Source organism: Paenibacillus baimaensis (assembly GCF_025567575.1).
Genome location: NZ_JAOQIO010000016.1, coordinates 162149 through 182719 on the forward strand (window position 1 = coordinate 162149; position 20571 = coordinate 182719).

The 20571-nt window shown below is 46.4% G+C and carries 24 protein-coding genes; 5 read left to right on the plus strand and 19 right to left on the minus strand.

Going from position 1 to position 20571, the window contains the following annotated elements:
* Positions 1-67: 67 nt before the first annotated feature.
* The 16 genes from OB236_RS07685 to OB236_RS07760 all read right to left on the minus strand — a co-directional run bounded on the left by OB236_RS07685 (position 68) and on the right by OB236_RS07760 (position 16150).
* Positions 68-1018 (minus strand): ROK family protein, encoded by a 951-nt coding sequence (locus OB236_RS07685; RefSeq protein WP_408638424.1) that lies wholly within the window; start codon positions 1016-1018, stop codon positions 68-70.
* Positions 1019-1054: 36 nt separating this feature from the next.
* A complete protein-coding gene (locus OB236_RS07690; RefSeq protein ID WP_262683415.1) occupies positions 1055-1738 on the minus strand; it encodes a copper homeostasis protein CutC in 684 nt (227 codons plus the stop codon).
* Complete coding sequence (locus OB236_RS07695) at positions 1735-3210, minus strand: leucyl aminopeptidase family protein (protein WP_262683416.1); 1476 nt, start codon at positions 3208-3210, stop codon at positions 1735-1737. Before OB236_RS07695 ends, OB236_RS07690 begins: the two co-directional genes overlap by 4 nt.
* A 56-nt stretch (positions 3211-3266) precedes the next feature.
* Positions 3267-4265, minus strand: a complete 999-nt coding sequence (locus OB236_RS07700) for an ABC transporter ATP-binding protein (protein ID WP_262683417.1) — start codon at positions 4263-4265, stop codon at positions 3267-3269.
* 94 nt (positions 4266-4359) lie between these two features.
* Positions 4360-5346: an ABC transporter ATP-binding protein gene (locus tag OB236_RS07705; RefSeq protein ID WP_262683418.1), complete on the minus strand. Its 987-nt coding sequence runs from the start codon at positions 5344-5346 to the stop codon at positions 4360-4362.
* Positions 5347-5360: 14 nt separating this feature from the next.
* Positions 5361-6272: an ABC transporter permease gene (locus tag OB236_RS07710; RefSeq protein WP_262683419.1), complete on the minus strand. Its 912-nt coding sequence runs from the start codon at positions 6270-6272 to the stop codon at positions 5361-5363.
* Positions 6273-6364: 92 nt separating this feature from the next.
* Positions 6365-7291 (minus strand): ABC transporter permease subunit, encoded by a 927-nt coding sequence (locus OB236_RS07715; RefSeq protein ID WP_262683420.1) that lies wholly within the window; start codon positions 7289-7291, stop codon positions 6365-6367.
* Positions 7292-7374: 83 nt separating this feature from the next.
* The gene (locus OB236_RS07720; protein ID WP_262683422.1) at positions 7375-8967 is read right to left on the minus strand and encodes a glutathione ABC transporter substrate-binding protein; all 1593 of its coding nucleotides are present in this window, start codon (positions 8965-8967) and stop codon (positions 7375-7377) included.
* 87 nt (positions 8968-9054) lie between these two features.
* Entirely contained in the window at positions 9055-10059 is a 1005-nt protein-coding gene (locus OB236_RS07725) for an asparaginase (protein ID WP_262683503.1), read from the minus strand.
* A 40-nt stretch (positions 10060-10099) separates the two neighbouring features.
* Positions 10100-11257 carry an ROK family transcriptional regulator gene (locus tag OB236_RS07730; protein WP_262683423.1) on the minus strand — a complete coding sequence of 386 codons (1158 nt, stop codon included), beginning with the start codon at positions 11255-11257 and terminating at the stop codon, positions 10100-10102.
* Positions 11258-11625: 368 nt separating this feature from the next.
* Positions 11626-12420, minus strand: a complete 795-nt coding sequence (locus OB236_RS07735) for an energy-coupling factor transporter transmembrane component T family protein (protein WP_262683424.1) — start codon at positions 12418-12420, stop codon at positions 11626-11628.
* Positions 12408-13307: an energy-coupling factor ABC transporter ATP-binding protein gene (locus OB236_RS07740; RefSeq protein WP_262683425.1), complete on the minus strand. Its 900-nt coding sequence runs from the start codon at positions 13305-13307 to the stop codon at positions 12408-12410. The genes OB236_RS07735 and OB236_RS07740 overlap by 13 nt, the downstream gene beginning before the upstream one ends.
* Entirely contained in the window at positions 13304-14116 is an 813-nt protein-coding gene (locus tag OB236_RS07745; RefSeq protein WP_262683426.1) for an ATP-binding cassette domain-containing protein, read from the minus strand. The genes OB236_RS07740 and OB236_RS07745 overlap by 4 nt, the downstream gene beginning before the upstream one ends.
* Before the next feature lie 19 nt (positions 14117-14135).
* Positions 14136-14666: a CD3072 family TudS-related putative desulfidase gene (locus OB236_RS07750; protein ID WP_240415694.1), complete on the minus strand. Its 531-nt coding sequence runs from the start codon at positions 14664-14666 to the stop codon at positions 14136-14138.
* Entirely contained in the window at positions 14653-15243 is a 591-nt protein-coding gene (locus OB236_RS07755; protein WP_262683427.1) for a CD3073 family putative ECF transporter S component, read from the minus strand. Before OB236_RS07755 ends, OB236_RS07750 begins: the two co-directional genes overlap by 14 nt.
* 334 nt (positions 15244-15577) lie before the next feature.
* A complete protein-coding gene (locus OB236_RS07760; RefSeq protein WP_262683428.1) occupies positions 15578-16150 on the minus strand; it encodes a dihydrofolate reductase family protein in 573 nt (190 codons plus the stop codon).
* A 169-nt stretch (positions 16151-16319) separates the two neighbouring features.
* On the opposite strand from OB236_RS07760, the gene OB236_RS07765 reads away from it, so the two are divergent.
* Positions 16320-16829 carry a GNAT family N-acetyltransferase gene (locus OB236_RS07765; protein WP_262683429.1) on the plus strand — a complete coding sequence of 170 codons (510 nt, stop codon included), beginning with the start codon at positions 16320-16322 and terminating at the stop codon, positions 16827-16829.
* 52 nt (positions 16830-16881) lie between these two features.
* Here OB236_RS07765 and OB236_RS07770 read toward each other — a convergent pair whose 3' ends face one another.
* Together OB236_RS07770 and OB236_RS07775 are read right to left on the minus strand one after the other, a co-directional pair.
* Positions 16882-17418 (minus strand): hypothetical protein, encoded by a 537-nt coding sequence (locus OB236_RS07770; RefSeq protein ID WP_262683430.1) that lies wholly within the window; start codon positions 17416-17418, stop codon positions 16882-16884.
* A 79-nt stretch (positions 17419-17497) separates the two neighbouring features.
* On the minus strand, positions 17498-18034 hold the full coding sequence (locus tag OB236_RS07775; RefSeq protein ID WP_262683431.1) for a helix-turn-helix domain-containing protein: 537 nt from the start codon (positions 18032-18034) through the stop codon (positions 17498-17500).
* Positions 18035-18367: 333 nt separating this feature from the next.
* Here OB236_RS07775 and OB236_RS07780 point away from each other — a divergent pair, with 333 nt between their 5' ends.
* Genes OB236_RS07780 through OB236_RS07795 form a run of 4 tightly spaced genes read left to right on the plus strand, consistent with a single transcriptional unit; the run spans position 18368 to position 20384 of the window.
* On the plus strand, positions 18368-18754 hold the full coding sequence (locus OB236_RS07780; protein ID WP_076233932.1) for a DoxX family protein: 387 nt from the start codon (positions 18368-18370) through the stop codon (positions 18752-18754).
* Between the two features lie 47 nt (positions 18755-18801).
* Positions 18802-19473: an alpha/beta hydrolase gene (locus tag OB236_RS07785; RefSeq protein WP_262683432.1), complete on the plus strand. Its 672-nt coding sequence runs from the start codon at positions 18802-18804 to the stop codon at positions 19471-19473.
* The gene (locus OB236_RS07790; protein WP_262683434.1) at positions 19470-20243 is read left to right on the plus strand and encodes a DODA-type extradiol aromatic ring-opening family dioxygenase; all 774 of its coding nucleotides are present in this window, start codon (positions 19470-19472) and stop codon (positions 20241-20243) included. Before OB236_RS07785 ends, OB236_RS07790 begins: the two co-directional genes overlap by 4 nt.
* A gap of 3 nt (positions 20244-20246) precedes the next feature.
* Positions 20247-20384, plus strand: coding sequence for a hypothetical protein (locus tag OB236_RS07795; protein ID WP_262683436.1), 138 nt, complete (start codon positions 20247-20249; stop codon positions 20382-20384).
* Here the strand turns inward: OB236_RS07795 and OB236_RS40000 are convergent.
* Complete coding sequence (locus OB236_RS40000) at positions 20352-20489, minus strand: hypothetical protein (protein ID WP_408638427.1); 138 nt, start codon at positions 20487-20489, stop codon at positions 20352-20354. The two genes, OB236_RS07795 and OB236_RS40000, sit on opposite strands and share 33 nt — an antisense overlap.
* Between the last annotated feature and the right edge of the window lie 82 nt (positions 20490-20571).

Sequence of the window (20571 nt, forward strand, 5' to 3'; positions counted from 1 at the left end):
TATCGATATATGAATTACGGCCATTGTACCTGTACTCCATACAACTAGAGCCGACTCGTTGTCCTATTCAGAAAGTGTGAAACAGCGCGGCAGCGCCGATCAGACCCACATCGTCCTTTAATTCAGCAGATACAATGTCGAAGGTGCCCCGGTAAGGCTTCATGACAAGTTCCTCCGTCCGCGCTCGCAGAGCATCGAAGAGTTCGTTACCGACTTTACTCACGCCCCCTCCAATCACAATCCGGTCTGGATTGAAGGTATGAACTGCGTTCGCAATACCTAATGCCATGTAATGAATGGTTCTGTCAATAACCTCAACAGCTACAGGATCTCCTTGCTTTGCCGCCTCAAACACATGTTTAGCCGATATGGCTTCTGTATCTGATTCGATCAGATCTGAAATCATAGATGGTCGGTTCTGCATGAATTGTAGTGCCGTGTCCCTGATAGCAGTCCCCGAAGCAAACACTTCCCAACAGCCGCGATTGCCGCAGATGCATTCGGGTCCATTAGGATCGATAATATTGTGTCCAAGCTCGCCGGCGAATGAGGAGGTGCCGAGCAGCAGCTTTCCATCCAACACAATGCCAGCTCCGATACCTGTACTGAAAGTGACATAGACCATATTCTCCGAGCCTTTGCCAGCTCCTCTAACATACTCGCCCCATGCTGCCGCATTGGCATCGTTAACTACCTGAACCTCTGCTCGGAGATCTTCTTCCATCCATTTCTTCAAGGGGACATTCTCCCACTCTGGGAGGTTAGTCCCATGAAGAACGATCCCGTCCCGGCTGTTAACCGCACCAGGGGAAGCAAGTCCTACACCGGATAACGGGTAACCTTCGGAGACGGTATGAATCATAGCGAGCATACGCTGCACAACCTCTTTCGCAGTGTGCGCTCCAGCGGTTTCCATGCGTTCGCGTTTCAATAACGTTCCCTTTGAATCGAAGAGCGCCGCTGCGATCTTCGTTCCTCCCAGATCGATTCCAACTACATATTTTTCAAGATTTTTCAACATCATTCACCTTTTTTTCAAATCTATAATTAGCCTTTAATGAAGACTGTCAGCTAAAGCCCGAAGCTGTATGGGATCAATTGGCGCAAGTCCTGACCTGCCGTAACGAACTGCAGAGCCAAAGTGCACTTCCTTCACCCCGGTCTGTTCAATGAAGGACTTAATGACTTCCGGTGTCAGACCGTTACCGGCCAGAATTTGCAGCGAGCTGCCATATGATTCTTCGACCAGCCTCCGAATGGTAGGTATAGCTTCAGGCGCTGGATGTAGTCCGCCAGAAGTCAGTACGCGGGATATTTGCGAATAACGAGTGAGAATCCGCAGTCCGGCAATCTGATCCTCCAGTTCATCGAAAGCCCGATGAAAAGTTACGTTCAGTCCACCTGCCCAAGTTAGCATAGACTCCAACGTTTTCTCGTCAATCTTTCCTTCCTCTGTCAAAGCACCGACAACGATGCCAGCTGCACCCGTAGTGGTTATAGCCTTGATCTCAGCCGTCATCGTCTCCAGATCATGCTTATCGTAGACAAAAGACCGACTGTGCGGCCTGACCATCACATGAACCGGTATTTTCACCGATTTCGCCACCTGTTCAATCATACCGATGCCAGGCGTTAATCCGCCTTCAGTAATGGCCGTTATCAATTCGAGTCGGTCGGCCCCGTTCTCTTCAGCTCTTAGGGCATCATCCATACACGTAGCGATAACCTCCAAAATCATAACGAAACCTCCTGCTCTCCACCTTCGTGCTTCCGCGCGTATTGTACCGCATAGTCTGCAAGCAGCCGCGCTCCGTAACCCGTGGCACCTGCTTCTGAGTAACCTGTATCCTGTTTGAATTGCACGGTCCCGGCCATATCAATGTGTACCCAGCCCATCGGCGCAGCTACAAAACGTCGTATAAAGAGCGCTGCAGTAATCGCGCCCGCCAGTGTAGAGGTACCCACGTTTCGCAGATCAGCATAATCGCTTCTCAGCTCTGCTTCATACTCCTCCATCAGAGGCATCGGCCACAGCCGCTCCCCATTCCGTTCGCCGATTTCGACCAAGCTGCGCGTCATATCCTCGTCGCCCCATATCCCTGCGATGCCCAGACCAAGCGCAGTACCAACATTGCCAGTTAGCGTGGCAATGTCAATCGTTTGAACAGCACCTAGCTTCGCCGCATGGATTAACGCATCAGCTAATAGAAGTCGACCTTCCCCATCCGTATTCGCGACTTGAACGGTCAGTCCGTTCGGATAACGAATAACAGAGGATGGCAGCATCGCACGGGCATCTGGTAAATTATCAGCTACAGCAATCAGCGCGGTTACACGAACTTGAGCGCGCTGCCGGACCAGAATATCCAGCCCGCCAATGACTGCCGCCGCGCCGCCCATATCCATACGTGCATCGCTAATGTCCCTGCCTGTCTTGACATTCATGCCGCCCATGTCGAAGGTGACCGCTTTACCCACCAAGGCTAACAGCGGTAGATCGGTATGACCTTCGTACCGGAGCTCTACGAGTGCGGGGGCATGCTTGCTGCCTGCTCCCACTGCAATCAAGCCATTCATACCGCGGTCCACCAATTCTTGCCCGCGATATACATGAACACCTACAGGTTTGTCCTTAAAATGGTCAATGAGCCAATCTACGAAGGTATCCGGATTCAAGGTTTCGGGAGACTCATTGACCCAATCCCTCGCTAACATGGTTCCCTCCGCGCGATTGCGTGCGGAGTCGATCACCGCCTCCAGCTCAGCCTGTGACAACTCCATCCAATCTTCCAGACGCAGGTTTAAATTCACTTCACCACTGGTTTTAGTGGCACTTCTGTATTTATCGAAGCGGTATAAACCGAGCAGCCAGCCTTCTACCCAGGCCTGCAGCCATTCGGCTGCTGCCGCCTTACTATCGGCTCCTGCAGCTCCTGCATGAAGTATGAGCGTTGCACTGCTCCGAATTTCTCGCAGCATTGTACGGGCGGAGGCCCCGCCTGCCCGACGTACCTTCTCAAGAGTCAGCTTCTTACGCTCGCCAAGTCCTGCCGCTAATACGTCGGCTTCACCTTCAGACCTGCCGTACAGCCATGTCACGTTGCCAGCCAGCTTGTGGCCTTCGCTCAAGCGATGTGGAAAGGACTCGCCGTGATACACCGGGTAAATGAGAACCTGTACCGGTTCGACGGTATCGATTGTAATTCGCATGGGGATCCCTTCTTTGACAAATAGTATTGTGATACTCTGCATATTTCAAGTGACTTTTATCTGGCCAATTTCATCATTTCTTCGTCATATAAATGGCATGCAACTTGATGCCCCGGCTCGACTTCCCGGAATACCGGTTCATGCTGCTTGCATATTTCCATACAGGAAGGGCAGCGTGTATGGAAGCGGCAGCCTGTTGGAGGATCTACAGGACTGGGCAGATCTCCCTTCAGAATAATTCGCGCCTTCTTCTGACTCGGATCCGGGACAGGCACGGATGATAGTAGTGCCTGAGTGTAAGGATGAAGTGGATTGTCATAAAGTGTGTCTTTATCCGCAGTTTCCACCAGTGTACCTAAATACATAACACCAATACGATCGCTTATGTGCTCGACAACGCTTAGATCGTGAGATATAAAAAGGTAGGTCAGACCGTACTGCTCTTGAAGATCCTGCAGCAGGTTGAGCACCTGTGACTGGATGGATACGTCCAGTGCGGACACCGGCTCGTCCGCCACGATCAAGCTTGGCCGAACAGACAGAGCCCGTGCAATACCGATACGCTGCCGCTGTCCACCGCTGAACTCATGGGCAAAACGTTCCGCGTGTAAGCTGCTTAGACCTACTGTCTCCAGCAATTCATGAGCCAGCTTGTCGCGTTCCTTCATACTCATCTTCGAATGAATTAGCAGTGGTTCAGCAACAAGGTCCTTTACTTTCATCCTAGGATTAAGTGAAGCATAAGGGTCCTGAAACACCATCTGCATATCTTTACGAATCGGTCGCATCTGGTCGGCACTCAGTCCGCTAATATTTTGTCCGTTAAACCATACTTCTCCATCAGTGGGCTTCAGTAGTCGAGTCACCAAGCGTCCAGTCGTCGACTTGCCGCAGCCGCTTTCGCCAACAAGGCTGAACGTTTCACCTTTAAGAATAGCAAATGAAATGCCATCGACCGCTTTCAAATATTTAGTGGCGCCGAACCAGCCTTTTTGGATGGAAAAAGATTTTTGTAACTTTTTTACTTCTACCAGTGGAGTCTGAATCTCCTTCATGCATGTTCTCCTCCTAATAGCTTTCCGAAGGAAAGCTGGCATCGTAAGCATTACCTTAGCTTTCCGAAGGAAAGCTGACATAGTAAGCATAGCCTTACGGCTTCTCTGGCTGCGTTAACCAACAGCGGCTTTTACGTTCGGATTGTCCTTCTATCGTAAGAAGCTCCGGTTCTTGTGTCAGGCATCGTTCCATAACATCCCGGCAGCGAGGCGCAAACTTACAGCCTTGCGGCATAGCTGTCAAATCAGGTACGTTTCCTGGAATCGAATCCAGACGTCGCACCTTCTGCCGCAGCTTCGGAACCGATTGAATGAGCCCTTTCGTATACGGGTGCTGAGGCGTCGCGAACAAATCTTTTACAGATGCCTCTTCTACAACCCGTCCTGCATACATAACAACAACCCGATCACACATCTCCGCTACGACACCAAGATCATGTGTAATGAGCAGCATGCCCATCCCTTGCTCGTCTTTCAATCGCTTCATCAAGTCGAGAATTTGCGCTTGGATCGTCACATCGAGTGCAGTCGTCGGTTCATCAGCTATCAGAAGTTTCGGACTGCACGCCATCGCCATTGCGATCATAACCCGCTGCCTCATGCCACCGGATAGCTGGTGAGGAAAATCGTATACTAATTCATCTGCTCGTGGAATACCTACAAGGGTCAACGTATGAATTGCGTGCTCTCTCGCACGCTTACGTCCATAACCCATATGCAGCATAATCGGCTCTTCCAACTGCCGTCCGATTCGCAGCACCGGGTTGAGTGACGTCATCGGCTCTTGAAAAATCATGGCCAATTCATTGCCGCGAAACTGACGCATTTCCTTCTCCTTGATCTTCGTCAGGTCGGTGCCTTCGAAGAGGACTGCTCCGCCTGCAATCCGCCCCGGAGTATCCTTGAGCAGCCTCATAATCGATAGGGAGGTCACGCTTTTGCCGCAGCCAGATTCACCGACTAGGCCCAGCACTTCACCTTTATTTATATAAAAGTCAACGCCAGCAACCGCCATTACGTTACCGCCTTCGCGTTTAAACTCCGTTTTCAATCCTTGTACTTCAAGCAATCTTGACGTCACAATCTATCCCCCCTTTAGTTTTTCGTCTTGGGATCAAGAGCATCGCGCAGTCCGTCCCCAAAAAGGTTAAAAGCAAGTACAGTCAAAAAAATAGCCGCACCAGGAAAATACACAATATGGGGTGCGATACTCAAATAATCGCGTCCCATGCTCAGCATAGCTCCCCAGTCGGGATCGGTTGGCGTAGCACCCATACCGAGAAAGCTTAATGATGCAGCGGCCAGGATTGCACCGCCAATTTTCATAGTCAGGTTCACGATCACGCTTGGCACCGTTTCTGGAAAGATATGCTTCCAGATAACTCGACTGTTCTTTGCACCCATCGAGTGGGCTGCTTCGACGAATAACGTCTCCTTTGCAGACAACGTCACGCTCCGGATAATCCTAGCAAACGATGGAGTGCCGAATACGGCAACCGCAATCACCACATTCATCAAGCCAGGACCTAGAATTGCAACGATACCAATCGCAAGCAAGAGATCAGGAAAGGAAAATAGTACGTCGCTGCTCCGCATAATAAGGCGATCCAGCCATCCGCCGTAATATCCGCTTAACAAGCCAAGAATGGTTCCAAGAACAGCCGCAATCCCAACTGCGCTTAGGCTTACAGCCAAGGTCAGTCTGGTCCCCTCGATAAGGCGGCTTAGAATATCTCTGCCATATTCATCTGTCCCCGCCCAATGGGCCAGAGAAGGACCAGCCATCAACACATCATAATCTGGCTCGTTTGAGTCATACGGTGTTAGATACGGACCAAATAGCGCAATGATGATTAGTATTACAATGAATATACCAGAGGCAAACGATACTCTCTGTTTACAAAACTTGCTAAAAAAAGCAGCTGCGGGGCTTTTTTTTCTACTAGAAGCAAATGTCCCTCCAGGAACGGCAGAACCACTCCCAGTTATCACCGATTTGTCGTTCATAATATCTCCTCCTAAGAGATTTGCTTTAGCAAATCTTGCATCGTAAGCGTATACTGAGCTTTCCGTAAGAAAGCAATCTTCGTAAGCATGGGCTACTTCGACGCATACCGGATTTTCGGATTAAGTACTCCGTACAGCATATCGACGATTAAATTAATGAGTATAAATTGAGTGGCAAACATCAGCAGCAGCGCCTGAATGACTGTGTAGTCCCGGAATGCGATGGAATCAACTAGCAATCTCCCGAGGCCTGGTATACTGAATACCGTTTCCACCATAACAGATCCGCCCAACAGAAATCCGAACTGCAGGCCCGCAACGGTTACGACTTGGATGAGTGAATTCCTTAGTGCGTGACGACCGACAACAACGAATTCATGAAGCCCCTTAGCTCGTCCAGTACGGATGTAATCTTCCCGCATCGTCTCTAGCATGGATGAGCGGGAGTACCTGGCAAGCATAGACATGATACCGGCTCCAAGTGTAATAGAAGGAAGCACGTAGGATCTCCAGGAATCCACCCCACCAGTTGGAAACCAACCCAGCTCGACGGCAAATATTTGGATCAGCACCAAACCTAGCCAAAACCCGGGAACGGAAATACCTGATATAGCAGTTAGCATACCTACACGATCCTGCCATTTATTTCTATTCACCGCAGTGATGATGCCAACCAGCAGGCCCATAACAAGCGCCCATCCCATACTTACAAAGGTTAATATAATAGTAGGCATAAATCTGCTTTTCAGCATATCAGACACCGGTAGACCAGACCTCAGTGAATGACCCAGATTACCTTGTAACAGTTTGCCCATATAGTTGATATATTGCTGCCACAGCGGCAGGTTGAGTCCGAGCTGCTCGCGAATGCCGTTAATCTCTTCAAGTGTAGCGTCTTTGCCGGCGACAAGCCGAGCTGGATCGCCGGGAATTAAGTGGATGAACATGAAGACCAGCACCGATACGACGAACAACAACGGAATAACCCCGAGGAGTCTTTGCAAAGCATATTTTCCCAACTCGTGAGCCTCCCTTAAGTTTCAACACTATAAATAATAGAGGCCGTTTCTCAGCAGAATAAGAAACGGCCCCGTTTGCTTTATTACTTCACTTCTGCGTTGCGGACGGTAATGGAGCCATCAGGCATTACTTTAACGCCGCTAATATATGATCTTTTACCAGAAATAACTTGATCGACACCTAGGAATGCCCATGGAGCATCCGCCCATATTGTTTTCTGAATATCAGCATAGATCGTTTTAGCCTGTGCCGGATCGATAGCCTTATTCGCTTCAGCAATCCATTTGTCTACATTAGTATTCTTGTAATAAGCTGTATTCGCTCCAGCAGGAGGGAACATTTCACTGCTGAACAGACCTCTTGTCGCACCATCTGCATCACCTGAAGATGGTGACCAACTCACATACCACATTTGAATCTTAGCTTCTTCCGGTGTTTTTGCGGAGTTAATCTGTTCAGACAACGTACCGCCTTCCATCGATTTCACTTCCAGCTTGATGCCAACAAGTGCTAACTGTTGTTGGATAAACTGCATGCCTTTCATGGTTTCCGAGTCGTTCTCACCCCAGATTTCAGCAGTGAAACCTGTTGGAAGGCCTGCTTCAGCAAGCAGCTTCTTTGCTTTTTCCGGATCATAATCATAACCCGTTTGCTTGGAATAATACTGAGTTTTTGAAGACATCGAAGAGTTAAGCTTCGAACCCAAACCGGATTTTACAACTTTAATATAAGCCTCTTTATTGATTGCATAGTTGATTGCTTGACGTACTTTAACATCATCGTACGGTTTTTTCATTGTATTCAAAGTAATATAGCGCACGATTGTGGAATCGATCTTGTCTATAACAATATCCTTCTGTCCTTCAACTTCGGCTACTTGCTCGGTAGGCATCGGATAAATAAAGTCAGCCTCACCTGTCTTCAGCATAGCAATCCGTGAACCGTTCTCAGGAACAGGCTTAAATGTAATACTGTCTACTTTCGGAATCCCTTGCTGCCAGTAATCAGGGTTCTTTACGACAGTCAGACGATCACCTTGGACCCATTCCTTGAACTTGTATGGACCTGTTCCTACCGGGTTCTTGGAAATATTGGCGCCTTGCTCAGCCAACGCTTTAGGGCTGATCATAAGAGCCATAGCCATTTTGTTCAATAATGCATTATACGGTTCGCTAAGTGTAATGACGACCGTCTTAGCATCAGGTGCTGTTACGTTAGTAACTTTCGAAAAACTTTTACGCAATCTCAAATTATTTTTCTCATCGCGGAGGCGATCCAGATTAATTTTTACCGCTTCAGCATTGAAGTCTGTGCCATCGTGAAATTTGATTTTTTCTTGCAGCGTAAATGTGTAAACAAGTCCATCTTCGCTGATTTTATGGGAGGCTGCGAGAACAGGCACTACATTCATGTTCTCATCAAAGCCCATCAGACCTTCATACATCGTTCTTGCACCAGTAATTGAATGGGTATCGCTTGAGTTATGTGGGTCAAGCGTAATAAAGTTGGCATTGATCGCAATAACGACATCCTTATTGTTCTTAGAAACCGCCTTGGCGTCTTCACCTTTTCCTTCATTCGTTTTCTCAGCATTTCCTCCGCAACCTGCAGTTACAACGGCTACAATCAGCAGCAGCAGCATGAGCATCGACCATGTTTTACTTTTAGCTTTCATGTTAATTCGCTCCCCCTAAATAGTGTTTATTAGAATCTCTCATCGTCCTGTTAACTTAATTATCAGGCTTGGAGGTTATTCCTGTTGTTAAGCTTTAAGTTCAAATACTGCACGTCGTTCTCCCACTTCCGTTCCGCCGTCATTGACGATGGAGTTCGGAACTAGCTCTAATAGTCGGTTGATCGTGTCTCGGTTGCTATACCCAATACGCTCCAATATGGAGGCAATGATACTAGGCCATACTTGCTCAGAGCCGTCGGAAACTTTAAGTGAAATAGCGATTCTTTCTTTTCTCAACCCAATCCCATATACACCTTTCGCCCCGCCCTTCGCCACCAGATTGGCATCCTTAAGCAGTGCCGAGCACACGAATTTCGTATCAGCTATCATGTCAGGATACTCATTCATCAGTCCGGCTATTCGGGTTGCTGCATCCCGAGTATCTGTGTCTTCGATGAGATCAGGACATGCCAGCTTCAAAAAGGAATAAGCAATTTTATTTAATGGAAGTGCGAAGATTGGCAAACCGCAGCCATCTATCCCTTGTGGAATAGAGTTTGTGGGGATCTCGGCCAAGTAAGCTAGTGTCTCCACAATTTCTTGCTGCACGGGATGTTCAGGAGCATAGTAGCTATGCTCATCCCACCCCATATGTTTGCAAAGCGCGATTAATCCAGAATGCTTACCTGAACAGTTGTGGAATATTCTTCGCTTGGATTCATGTGCCCGATGGCGCTCCGCCTTGGCGTCTTCGTTAAGCGGGTAAGTGGCGCAGCAGTGAAGTTCTTCCTCCTGGATTCCTGTTTTGTGTAAAATAGATTCCAGTGCATCAATGTGGAAGGCCTCTCCACGGTGAGAAGCCGCAAACAGCGCAGTTTCTTGGCCAGTCAGTCCGTAGATCTTGTCAATCTTTCTTTTCATGACCGGAATGGCTTGGAATGGTTTCGCAGCTGACCGCAGGAATGTCATATGCTTCGGATCCCCCGCTGAGTAAAGTATAGTACCCTTTTCGTCTACCACACTGATGGCTCCGTAATGTACATTTTCTAAAACGCCGCCACGATATTCATTTACCAATGTTGTGAATCCCATCATTATTACCTCCCTATGCGAACCTTACATTATTACGTCTTTACTCTAATTCGAATAACTTGAGTTGAGATAACAATCCCGAGCCAATCATGACACCTTGTTCCTGTAGCTCCGAACGAAAAATGCTAAACGAATCACGCAGAGGCTCCCAAACAAATCGCGACATACAGAGTTTTTCAATCTCCTCGTAAACTTCTGGGTACTTGTCTGCCAACTCCACGCTCAATATCACACTATCAGGGTTGTACATGCAAACGACGTTATTGACTGTAATGGCGATGTACATCAAAGCACGTTCGATCAAATAACACGCCCAGCCTTCTCCGGCACGCCTTGCTTCAAATAGTTCCTCAATGGTGCGAATCGGCCGAATTTTGTTCGCTTCCGATAATAGAGAGCTGATATTAATGTAGGTTTGCAGACAACCTGCTTTACCACAATCACACATCATCCCGTTAGGATCTACCGTTGTATGGCCGATTTCACCTGCGCTATTCGTTTTACCTCGGTAAATTTCGCCTTCAAAGATGAATGCAGAACCTACCCCATTACCAAAGCCGAGCAGCGCAGTCCGACTAGAGCCCTTAGTAGCGCCCTTCAGATATTCCGCAAGCGCTTTCACTTTGAGTTCGTTGTCTACAACCACATCATAACCAGTGATTTCCTTCAATCGTTCAGCTAAACGTACGTTCTTCCAGCCAAGTTGAACAGAGAAGACAACAATTCCCGCATCATTGTCTACAATCCCAGGGAGTCCCACACCGATTCCAATTACTCGATTACCATCGATATCATTCAAAAGCGTTAACTGATTGATCTTTTCTCCAATAAGCTTGAGCGTAGCATCCGGGCTTTCTTCTGCAGACCGAGGATACTTGCCGCTGCATACTACATTACCCTGAATATCGACAATACCGACAATCATCTGGTGGTGATCGAGCTCGACTCCAACTGACAATACCGACGCATCAACCATCTCAAGCAGCGTAGACCTTCTTCCAAGTCCAACGGACACTTGTTCGGATTCCAACAAATATCCTCGTTCCGCCAGTTCTCCGACAATGCGACTTACCGTAGTAGGACTCATTCCAGTTTGCTTGGCTATAGAAGCACGGGAAATGGGTTGATTGTTCTTAATGATTTCAAAAACGGTTAGCCTATTTTGCTGCTTCATAAAGTCTTGATCATGTTTTTTCATGACATTAATCACCATTTTTTCTTCAATGAATTAAATGCAGGGATTTTTCATGTATTATCAACGAAATTCATATAAATTCCATCTGGAATTGTTATTAACCATATTATATTCTCCAGTGGTGTTAATAATAATATAGGACATACTAGAAGTATGTCAACATAAATAACAGGAGAAAGTTACATTCTAATTCTAATGAAAGCGATTTAATGGTGTAACACAACATGATAACTTCTCCATTTCCGTTGTATTTTTTCAAAAAGCTCATATAGCATAATATCGTGCTGTATGCGATAAACAAGTTGTCTACGACAAGAAAGAGGTACACTGCACAGGCAGTATACCTCTTTCTTGTGACCACAGGCATTGGATTATTTAAAAATAGTAAGCGTGAGCAGCACAACGGAGGCTGTCAAAACGAGATAATCCCTAAGCTCGAATCGGTATAATCGAATCGGCGTTCGCCCCTGATCACCAAGGTAACAACGGGATTCCATCGCTGTTGCCAGATCCTTGGCGCGAAGAATCGCGAGAACGAACAGAGGTACCAGCATCGGAAGCACTCCGCGAAATCGGGTTAACACGCCTTTACGGTGAAAACCGTCTCCGCGCGCTGTCTGCGCCTTTTGGATTTTATCAAATTCCTCCAGCAGCAGCGGAAGGAATCTCAAAGCGATGGAAAACATCATGACAGCTTCATGAACGGGTACCTTCCACCTTTTAAACACATTCAGCAGCAGTTCCATGCCTTCCGCCAAAATAATAGGCGATGTCGTTCTCACAACGAGAGACAATACGATGACGATTCCGAATATTTGCTCGCACATCATAATGCCTTTGATTGCCCCATTGTAGGAAAACTCAATAAAGCCCCATTGAATCAGCGTTTCGCCTGGTACTGTGAGCAGCATCGATTGATAAATCATCGTAGTAGCAAAAAATAACAGTAGTGATAGGATCGTGAAAGCCAACATCCGCCAAGACAGCTTGGCGACAGCCCACAAGACGATCAGCAGAACAATTTGAATGCTCTTCAGCTCCAAATTGCTGGATAATAAAAGGCCGACTCCAAACAACAATGCGGCGATTATTTTCATTCTCGGATCCCAGCGCTCCAACCAGGAATCCTTCTTTTGATAAATGAGAAAGCTGGCTACGGAAGACATAGACGTTCCTCCTCCAATGAGCGCTGCTGCTTCTTAAACAGACTAATCAGTAATGGAGTTACTTCACTGATGTTGTACGGATGATTGATTTCAATACCGCAGGCTTCCAGTACCAAGTCACGCAGCACCAAGGCAGGAGGTTTTTCCCAGCCCAGTGACGCAAGCAGCGTCTGGTCTGAAAGCAGCGCTTGCGGCAAGCCGTCCGCAACAATTGTACCATCCTTAATAATCAACAGCCTAGAAGCGTGCCCAAGCATTTCTTCAAGCTGATGGCTGACCCATATAATTGTTGTGCCCAGCTCCTTATTAAGACGGTGCAGCATGTCAAACAATGAGGTTCTGGATGGATAATCCAGCCCTGCTGTAGGCTCATCCAGAATGATCAACTCCGGCTCAAGGACCACGACACCGGCAATCGCGACTCGCCGTTTTTCTCCACCGCTTAGCTCAAAGGGGCTTCGCTCTGCAAAAGCATCATAATCCAGTCCGACCGCTTCCATCGCACGCTTTACTTTGGCTTTCTTCTCTGCAGGCGTAAGCCGGCTGTGACGCAGACCAAAGGCAATATCCTCCGCGACCGTTACCGAAAAGAGCTGATGCTCTGGGTATTGGAAAATAAATCCAATTCGATCGAAGAGCTCGGGGCGCTTTGAGGTAAATGGGTTGGTTTGGTCCAACAGCACGTTTCCAAAGGACGGTTTTAAAAACCCTTTGATCAATTGCATGAAGGTCGATTTGCCTGATCCCGATTTGCCAGCGACCGCCAGCATCTCGCCGCTTTGAATATCAATGTTCACCTGTTGTAAGATGCAGGAAATGTCCGTAACTTTGGTTTTCCTGCTGCGCTTCTCGTAAGTAAATGAGACCTCCGACAGTTCAATATTCATAACCATTTCCTCAATTCCTCAATGCTTGAAGAAACCGATACAGGGATGCCCGCTTTGTGGAGCGATAGAGCAAGACTTCTTTCGAATGGAAGCTCTAAACCGCAAGAAGTCAAAAGATCTTCATCGGTCAAAATATCATCAGGCTTGCCAATTTGACGGACCCAACCTTGCTGAAACAAGACGAGGCGATCCGCATCCAGAACTTCCTCCAGGTGATGGGTGATATAAATGATGGCAAAAGGATGTGCCTTACGCGCTGTATGCAGCGTCTCGACAAACTGTCTTCTTGCAATAGGATCGAGCATGGACGTAGACTCATCCAAAATCAGATACCGCGGGGACAACGCAAGCACGGAAGCCAGCGCCAATTTTTGCTTTTCCCCACCCGATAATTGGCTGACCAATCGATCCTCCCCCGCGTTTAGTTGAACCAGCTCCAACGCCCATTGAATTCGGTTCTGAATATCGTGCTGCGGCCATCCTATGTTGGATAATCCGAAGGCGATATCCTCCCCAACGGTTATTCCCACCTGTTGGTTTTCAGGGTTTTGAAATACAATCTGTACCGCTCTACGAATCGCAGGAAGCTGCGAAGCGTCCATCGTAGATCGTCCATCCACGGTGATGGTACCTTCCGTTGGCCATTCGATGCCGTTAAGAAGCTTGGATAAAGACGATTTTCCTGAACCATTAGGACCCAAAAAAGCAACGAATTCATCGGGTGCGATGTCCAGATGGATATTCCGCAAAGCCCATCGATCGGTTTCACTCCCATAGTAGGAGAAGGAAACATCGCGAATAGAAATCATCGTTTCCACACCGCCTTTTCTAGTTGTTCAGATCATTTGCTTGCCGCGAAGTGGCAGATGTTTTCCGATCGGCTGCGATAGGACCGAAAATGCTTTTGTCATCTGTAGGATCAAAGTGTCCTTCTACCGTGTTAGGAATTTGCCAAAAGAAATCAATATGGACATCTGCTTCGTTAGCCATATCGAGCAGGTCCTGCATAAATACGCCTTTACCCGGATCGCAGGAAGGGCTCCCTGCAATGCCCAGCCCCCCTACGATTGTATAGCCGTGATTTTGATAAACCTGTAATTGTTCAATGACTGGAGCGAGTATTTTACGGTTATGCGCATGAAATTCAGGGGTGTCATACTGCTCGACTGTCATCGGTGGACGCTCAGGACCAAGAAAAGTGAACTCGGGGCACGGAAGCTGAATAATTCCATAGCCTTGCTCATGGGACCATTCAATGACACTTGTCATGACCCCATTGCTCCGCGCCAACTCGGCCACTACAGCGTTTTGATTCAGCACGCAGTGAGAAGTTACGATAATTTTCTTATTTCGCTTCATGAGAAGCACCTTTGTTTCTTAGTTTGAAATCCGGGCGTTTCAACAATGATTGGGGAATGCTTTTGATAACGTAATAAATCAGGACAGCGGATAAAATCTTATCAATCAGGTTATCGAATAATCTCGGCAAAAAAGCAGAGGCGAACACGCTGGAACCTGTGTTCTTGAGCCATAATACGGCAATATCCTGAATTCCGCCCGTCAATCCGCCGAATAGGCCTACCGCAATCACTGTTCCTACAACCGGGCACACGATGCCAAGAATAATACCCGAGATAATGGAATTAAAGAAATTAAATCCGCGTTTGACGGCGATGAAGCCGACTATAAGCCCGACAAATGCATTAACGAGGGCAAAAGGAATCGATGTATAGGACTTGGTAACACCCAGCACCAAGTTAGTAAGAATACCTACAAGCGCTCCCCAGAAGGGGCCAAAGATAGCTGCAATAAAGATCGTACCGACGGTATCGAGAAAAAGGAACGGAATTTTCAGGCTGCCAATAACAGTGCCTGCGATCACATTGATAGCAACCGCCAACGCACCTAAAGTAATAATTAATGTTTTCTGATTCATGCAAGAACTACCTCCAAGGATTCAATTAATAAAAACAGAACTTTCTATTAAGTAGAACGTCACGCTTTAATAGTGAATCCAGATTCCCCCTTTGTACATAAACGAGACAACATTTTGGCGCCTTACGAATGTTACCTACCGACGAATAAAACCAAGTTAGTTTATAGTATTACTATAAGTATTCATTGTATGTTTTATTTTCGATAAGTCAATATGCTTTTCAAAAAATAATTAAATAAAATTCAGATTTACAACGATTACGTACATCGCAAAAAAGGAACCTGCCCCGACTTGAGTGGCAAAGCTCCTTTTTCGTTTTTGTAGATTTAATTGTTCAAGGACCCTTTGTAGCAATTCTATAGTGAAGCAATACGATTCCGGAATCAAAATGCTTGGTTTCTAACAATTCGAGCTTCATTTCTTTGACATCTTTAAATAGCTGTTTTCCCGTTCCTATAACAATCGGCGTTGCAACGATCAAGAGCTCATCAATCAATCCTTCATTGGCAAGCTGCTGCACAATCGTACCACTGCCAAATATAGTCATATCAGCGCCTTTTTCTTGCTTTAACTTCCTTACTTCCTCGGCCAAATTACCGTGGAACAGCTTCGAATTCTCCCAGGTAACTTCTTTCAAAGTTTTTGAAAAAACCACTTTGGTCATCTGATTTAATTCATTCGCCATGATCCGAACTCCCTCAGCTGCATGAGAGTCTCTTGCTACATGAGGCCAATAATTTTCGAACATTTGATAAGTAACCTTGCCAAATAGGATCGTATCCGGGTTCATCATCTCATGAGCGGCTTTATCGACTGCTGGGTCATGGATAAACCAATCCACCTCTCCGTTTGGACCCGCAAAATAGCCATCGATAGAGACACTATTGAACACGATAACCTTTCTCATATTGCTTGCCTCCTTATGCTCACTGTCCTGTCAGTTAGGCTCAGTCCGATATCTGTCGAATCTGTCTATTCCTATTTTAGCATGCACAAGAAGAAGAGGGTTCTTATAGATTGCTACTTATTATGTTAAAATAAGGAAGATAATATTCTGCTAATTAGAGGTGGTTGTATTGGTTGATGAAGTGCGAATTGAACAAGTACTTTCGATAGAAGAACATAAAAGTGAGCTTTCGGAGCTGCTGATCAGGGTAGTAGAAGAGGGGGCATCGATTGGTTTTTTGCCTCCATTGAAGCTTTTTGAGGCGACTCGCTATTGGGAAAACGTATTAAGTCCTGAGGTGATCTTATTTATCGCTACAACAAACAATCGGGTAGTGGGCAGTGTCCAGTTACATTTATGTACGAAGCAGAATGGCGACCATAGAGCGGAAATTGCCAAATTGATGACCCATCCCGAGTATCGACGCCATGGTATCGGTCGGTTGCTCATGAACAATACCGAAGAAAGAGCCAGGCAGGAAGGCAGGTCGCTATTGGTTCTCGATACAAGAGAAGGAGATCCGTCCAATCTTCTGTATGCTTCCATAGGTTATATTCAAGCTGGACGGATTCCGGAATATGCGAGGTCTGCCACTGGGGAATTACACGCAACGATCTATTATTATAAAAGCTTTAGTTAAGTCTGTGCGGCTGAAGAAAGTGCGATCTAACGGGAATAATAGTGTAATTGTATTAAGGAAAATCCAATGTATCGTGGATAATCATAAACATGGACTCTAATTGAGCTGGATAGTGCTGCTGCATCCGCTGCCAGACTTCATTCGGAAGCACCAAGATTTCATGCGTATCAGACATATACGATTCCGTAATAAGACGTGGCTCATATTTGTCTTTAATAATAGCTGCGAAGCCTCTAATGGTTATATACCGGTCTTGGGGAGAGAAGCTCAGCTTAATGGGATAAACCTCCCCATCGTAGGTCACCTGCAATCCTTCATCCGTATTTTCGACTTCAACCGCCTCCGAAATCGATTCCCCAAGCAAGCGAACAATTTCGTCATCATATTCCCGCCAATCAATCGTTTTCGCGAATACAAGTGCAAAAGCATGAATCACCTGCTGGTCTAACGGTTCGGCCGTAAGCTCCTTGAAATCTGTCTCCGTCATCCCATAACGCTCGAAAACGTTCTTATGATTGTTCAGAAATGGTTGGAGTTGAGACTCGTCTCTTTCAAAAAGAAAAGCTAAATCCTTTTCAGTCGGCATCATGGTCATCGTCTCCCTCGAATTTGGAATAAGCTGCTATTAAATTTTAGCATACGAGATGATAGAGGTCGATTTCTGTAGTTCAAGAATCCAGTTCCCTGTAAACGGCGATCAGCACTAACGCAGGCTGGTCCCGGGTATTGGTTACTTTATGGGGGACACTCGCATTCCAGCTAAAGGAATCTCCCTGCTCCAGTACGGCGCTATCTTCCCCTTGTTCGGCTACGACGGTTCCGTTCAAAACAAAATGACATTCCTCTCCTTCATGAGCATGTGGATGATCCCCGGTCGTTGCGCCTGGAGGAAACTCGACGATCCGCATGCGCAGGTTGCCTTGTGTAGAGAGATGCTCGACTTTTAATTTTTCTTTGCCGGTCGTGGTGTGCTGTCTTTCTGCTTGCCGTACGACCTGCATCCGTTGTTCTTTTTGCAGCAGCAAATAAGGAAGGGGAACCTTTAGAAAGGAGGCTATGCTTTCCAAAGTAGCGATGGAAGGGGACGTTTTGTTATTTTCTACATTACTGATAAAGCCTTTGGAAAGTCCGGTTCCTTCGCACAGCTGTGGAATGGTTAGTTTCTTTCGCTTGCGTATCGCCCGAATCGTAGATCCGATATCCATAGTTGTATACCCCTTTGGTTTTGTAATATATATATATTATTCATAATAGCAAATTATTATTGACAATCCAATGATGAAATGATAGATTTATTTTGTTGATACAGATATAAGTATCGTATAAGAATACTAATGAGGAGGATTTGAGATGGAATTCCAATCTTTTTAGATAATGGTTTTGTAATATGAATAAAATATATACAGTAAACTACAATAACAACATTCTCAAAATTATGAGATAGCTTTTTATATGGGATAACTTTAATGTATGAGAGCTTAATAAAACAAATCAACTTATGAAGATAAAGGAGTGTTATTCACTTGAAGACAATAACAATGGTAACGATCATGAGAATTTTATTAGGTATTCTGTTTGTGGCACACGGTATCTCAAAATTCCAGATGGGGCTTGGCAATGCAGCAGGGTGGTTTGGCAGTATCGGTCTTCCTGAATTTGCAGCTTATGTGGTTGCCTACCTGGAGCTCATTGGTGGAATCGCCTTGATCATCGGATTCGCAACCCGTTACTTCGCAATCGGCTTTATGGTTATGCTTGTTGGGGCGATCGTAACGGTGAAGCTTCCGGTGGGGCTGCTGGGGAACGCTCAAATGGCGGGTTATGAGCTGGATCTGGCGCTGCTGGTTATGGCGGGTTATTTCGCAATTGCGGATGAGCGCGGGATGGGCCTGGATCGGCTGTTGTTCAAAACGAAAACCCAATAACAACATCGTCAATGACTTGAAAACAAACCAGGTAAAGGAATGGTCCTATGTCTATCGATTATGTCTACGATGTCAAATTGCCTGACGAGTACAATTCGGAAATGAAATATCCCGTTATTTTTGCTCTTCATGGACTCGGTTCTAACGAGCAGGATATGCTCGGTTTACTAAGTGAATTAAGCACCGATTTTATTGTGATTGGCATTCGGGGACATCTTCCTCAAGGCAGTGGTTTTGCGTATTTTCATATCAAAAGCATCGGTAACCCCATACGTGAACACTTTGACCAATCGATGCAGCAATTGGAACAGTTTATTGAAATGGCAACTACCCAATATGCGATTGATCCTGCCCGCCGCTACTTGCTTGGTTTCAGTCAGGGTGCTGTACTTTCCATGTGTTTGGCTTTGACCATGGGAGAACGAATAAAGGGGATCGTAGCTTTAAATGGATACATCCCAACCTTCGTTAAGGATGAATATTGGATTCAATCGGTAACCGATTTGTCGGTTTTCATATCGCATGGCGAGCATGACCCGATTTTTCCGAAGCAGTTGGGCGATAATAATCATGAGTTTTTCCGGCAGTTGTCCCATCATGTTACGTATACAACGTATCCTTCAGCACACGGTGTGTCTCTGGAGAACCAACAAGACTTTATACGCTGGATCAGGCAAGATGCAGCAGCTCAAATACCCGGTAAAGGAGACTTACAATGATACCTTCTTTTTTTATGGCTCATGGCGCCCCATCGCTGGCACTCGAACATAACGACTACACAGCACTCCTCAAAAATTTTGCAGCAGGTTATCCTAAGCCCAGAGCGATCGTGCTTTTTTCCGCGCATTGGGAGAGTAGAGAACAGCAGGTGTCGGCTTCTTCAGCACCATACGAAACGATTTATGACTTTTCCGGTTTTCAACCTGAGCTGTATCAAGTCCAATATCCGGCTTCTGGCGAACCCGAGCTAGCGAAGGAGATTCAAGCTTTGTTTCAACAGGAGCAAATCCCTGCGAGCCTCGACAGCGTGCGCGGATTGGATCATGGAGCCTGGGTCCTTCTGCATCTGATGTATCCAGCGGCAGATATCCCGGTAATCGCATTATCCGTAAATCGGCATTTGTCGAATGCCGAGCAATACCGGATTGGCAAAGCACTATCTTCACTTCGGGAAAAAGATATATTGATCATCGGCAGCGGCGGCACGGTTCATAATTTGCGGAGACTGGAGTGGGGAGCATCCCAAACTACGGATTGGGCAGCGCAATTTGACGGGTGGCTGGAAGAGAAGCTGAATGCGTGGGATTTGGACTCGTTGTTTCAGTATGAGCAGTTGGCTCCTTACGCCAAGGAAGCGGTGCCTACTCCGGAGCATTTTATTCCATTGCTGCTGGCTATGGGCACCGGAGATGCTAATCGAACAGCTTCGCTGATGCACCGCAGCTACCAATATGGGAACCTGAGCTTAAGCTGCTGGAAGTTTGCCTGACCTATGAATAGTGATGAAAATAACAAGCGAGGGAAACCTCACGTCCGGTTTGATGAAGTAGGAACTGAAAAAGTAAAAGGAGGGCTTGTGCCCTCCAATGAAATTGCCTTAATTAAAATAGTTGAACAAGCCGCCTTCTAAAGAATGAGTCCAGTTGTTATTGTGTTTTTTCGCTATTTGCATCGTGGAGAAGGCGGAATGCGTAATAACAAGCTCCGTTTTATTGTCCTTTTCGACAAAATCAATCGTAACAAGCGTTTCCTCTGAATCGTCTCCTTCATTCTTTTATGTTCATCTTGCAAGATGTCCTCAGAAGACATATCGCATC

Coding starts and splice junctions, on each gene's coding strand:
- OB236_RS07775 (WP_262683431.1), bottom strand. CDS start 18,034: ATGGATATCGGATCTACGATTCGGGCGATACGCAAGCGAAAGAAACTA.
- OB236_RS07745 (WP_262683426.1), bottom strand. CDS start 14,116: ATGATTTCTATTCGCGATGTTTCCTTCTCCTACTATGGGAGTGAAACC.
- OB236_RS07770 (WP_262683430.1), bottom strand. CDS start 17,418: ATGATGCCGACTGAAAAGGATTTAGCTTTTCTTTTTGAAAGAGACGAG.
- OB236_RS07785 (WP_262683432.1), top strand. CDS start 18,802: ATGTCTATCGATTATGTCTACGATGTCAAATTGCCTGACGAGTACAAT.
- OB236_RS07740 (WP_262683425.1), bottom strand. CDS start 13,307: ATGAATATTGAACTGTCGGAGGTCTCATTTACTTACGAGAAGCGCAGC.
- OB236_RS07690 (WP_262683415.1), bottom strand. CDS start 1,738: ATGATTTTGGAGGTTATCGCTACGTGTATGGATGATGCCCTAAGAGCT.
- OB236_RS07700 (WP_262683417.1), bottom strand. CDS start 4,265: ATGAAGGAGATTCAGACTCCACTGGTAGAAGTAAAAAAGTTACAAAAA.
- OB236_RS07750 (WP_240415694.1), bottom strand. CDS start 14,666: ATGAAGCGAAATAAGAAAATTATCGTAACTTCTCACTGCGTGCTGAAT.
- OB236_RS07760 (WP_262683428.1), bottom strand. CDS start 16,150: ATGAGAAAGGTTATCGTGTTCAATAGTGTCTCTATCGATGGCTATTTT.
- OB236_RS07795 (WP_262683436.1), top strand. CDS start 20,247: ATGAATAGTGATGAAAATAACAAGCGAGGGAAACCTCACGTCCGGTTT.
- OB236_RS07790 (WP_262683434.1), top strand. CDS start 19,470: ATGATACCTTCTTTTTTTATGGCTCATGGCGCCCCATCGCTGGCACTC.
- OB236_RS07735 (WP_262683424.1), bottom strand. CDS start 12,420: ATGTCTTCCGTAGCCAGCTTTCTCATTTATCAAAAGAAGGATTCCTGG.
- OB236_RS07780 (WP_076233932.1), top strand. CDS start 18,368: ATGGTAACGATCATGAGAATTTTATTAGGTATTCTGTTTGTGGCACAC.
- OB236_RS07730 (WP_262683423.1), bottom strand. CDS start 11,257: ATGAAAAAACATGATCAAGACTTTATGAAGCAGCAAAATAGGCTAACC.
- OB236_RS07755 (WP_262683427.1), bottom strand. CDS start 15,243: ATGAATCAGAAAACATTAATTATTACTTTAGGTGCGTTGGCGGTTGCT.
- OB236_RS07725 (WP_262683503.1), bottom strand. CDS start 10,059: ATGGGATTCACAACATTGGTAAATGAATATCGTGGCGGCGTTTTAGAA.
- OB236_RS07710 (WP_262683419.1), bottom strand. CDS start 6,272: ATGAACGACAAATCGGTGATAACTGGGAGTGGTTCTGCCGTTCCTGGA.
- OB236_RS07695 (WP_262683416.1), bottom strand. CDS start 3,210: ATGCGAATTACAATCGATACCGTCGAACCGGTACAGGTTCTCATTTAC.
- OB236_RS07720 (WP_262683422.1), bottom strand. CDS start 8,967: ATGAAAGCTAAAAGTAAAACATGGTCGATGCTCATGCTGCTGCTGCTG.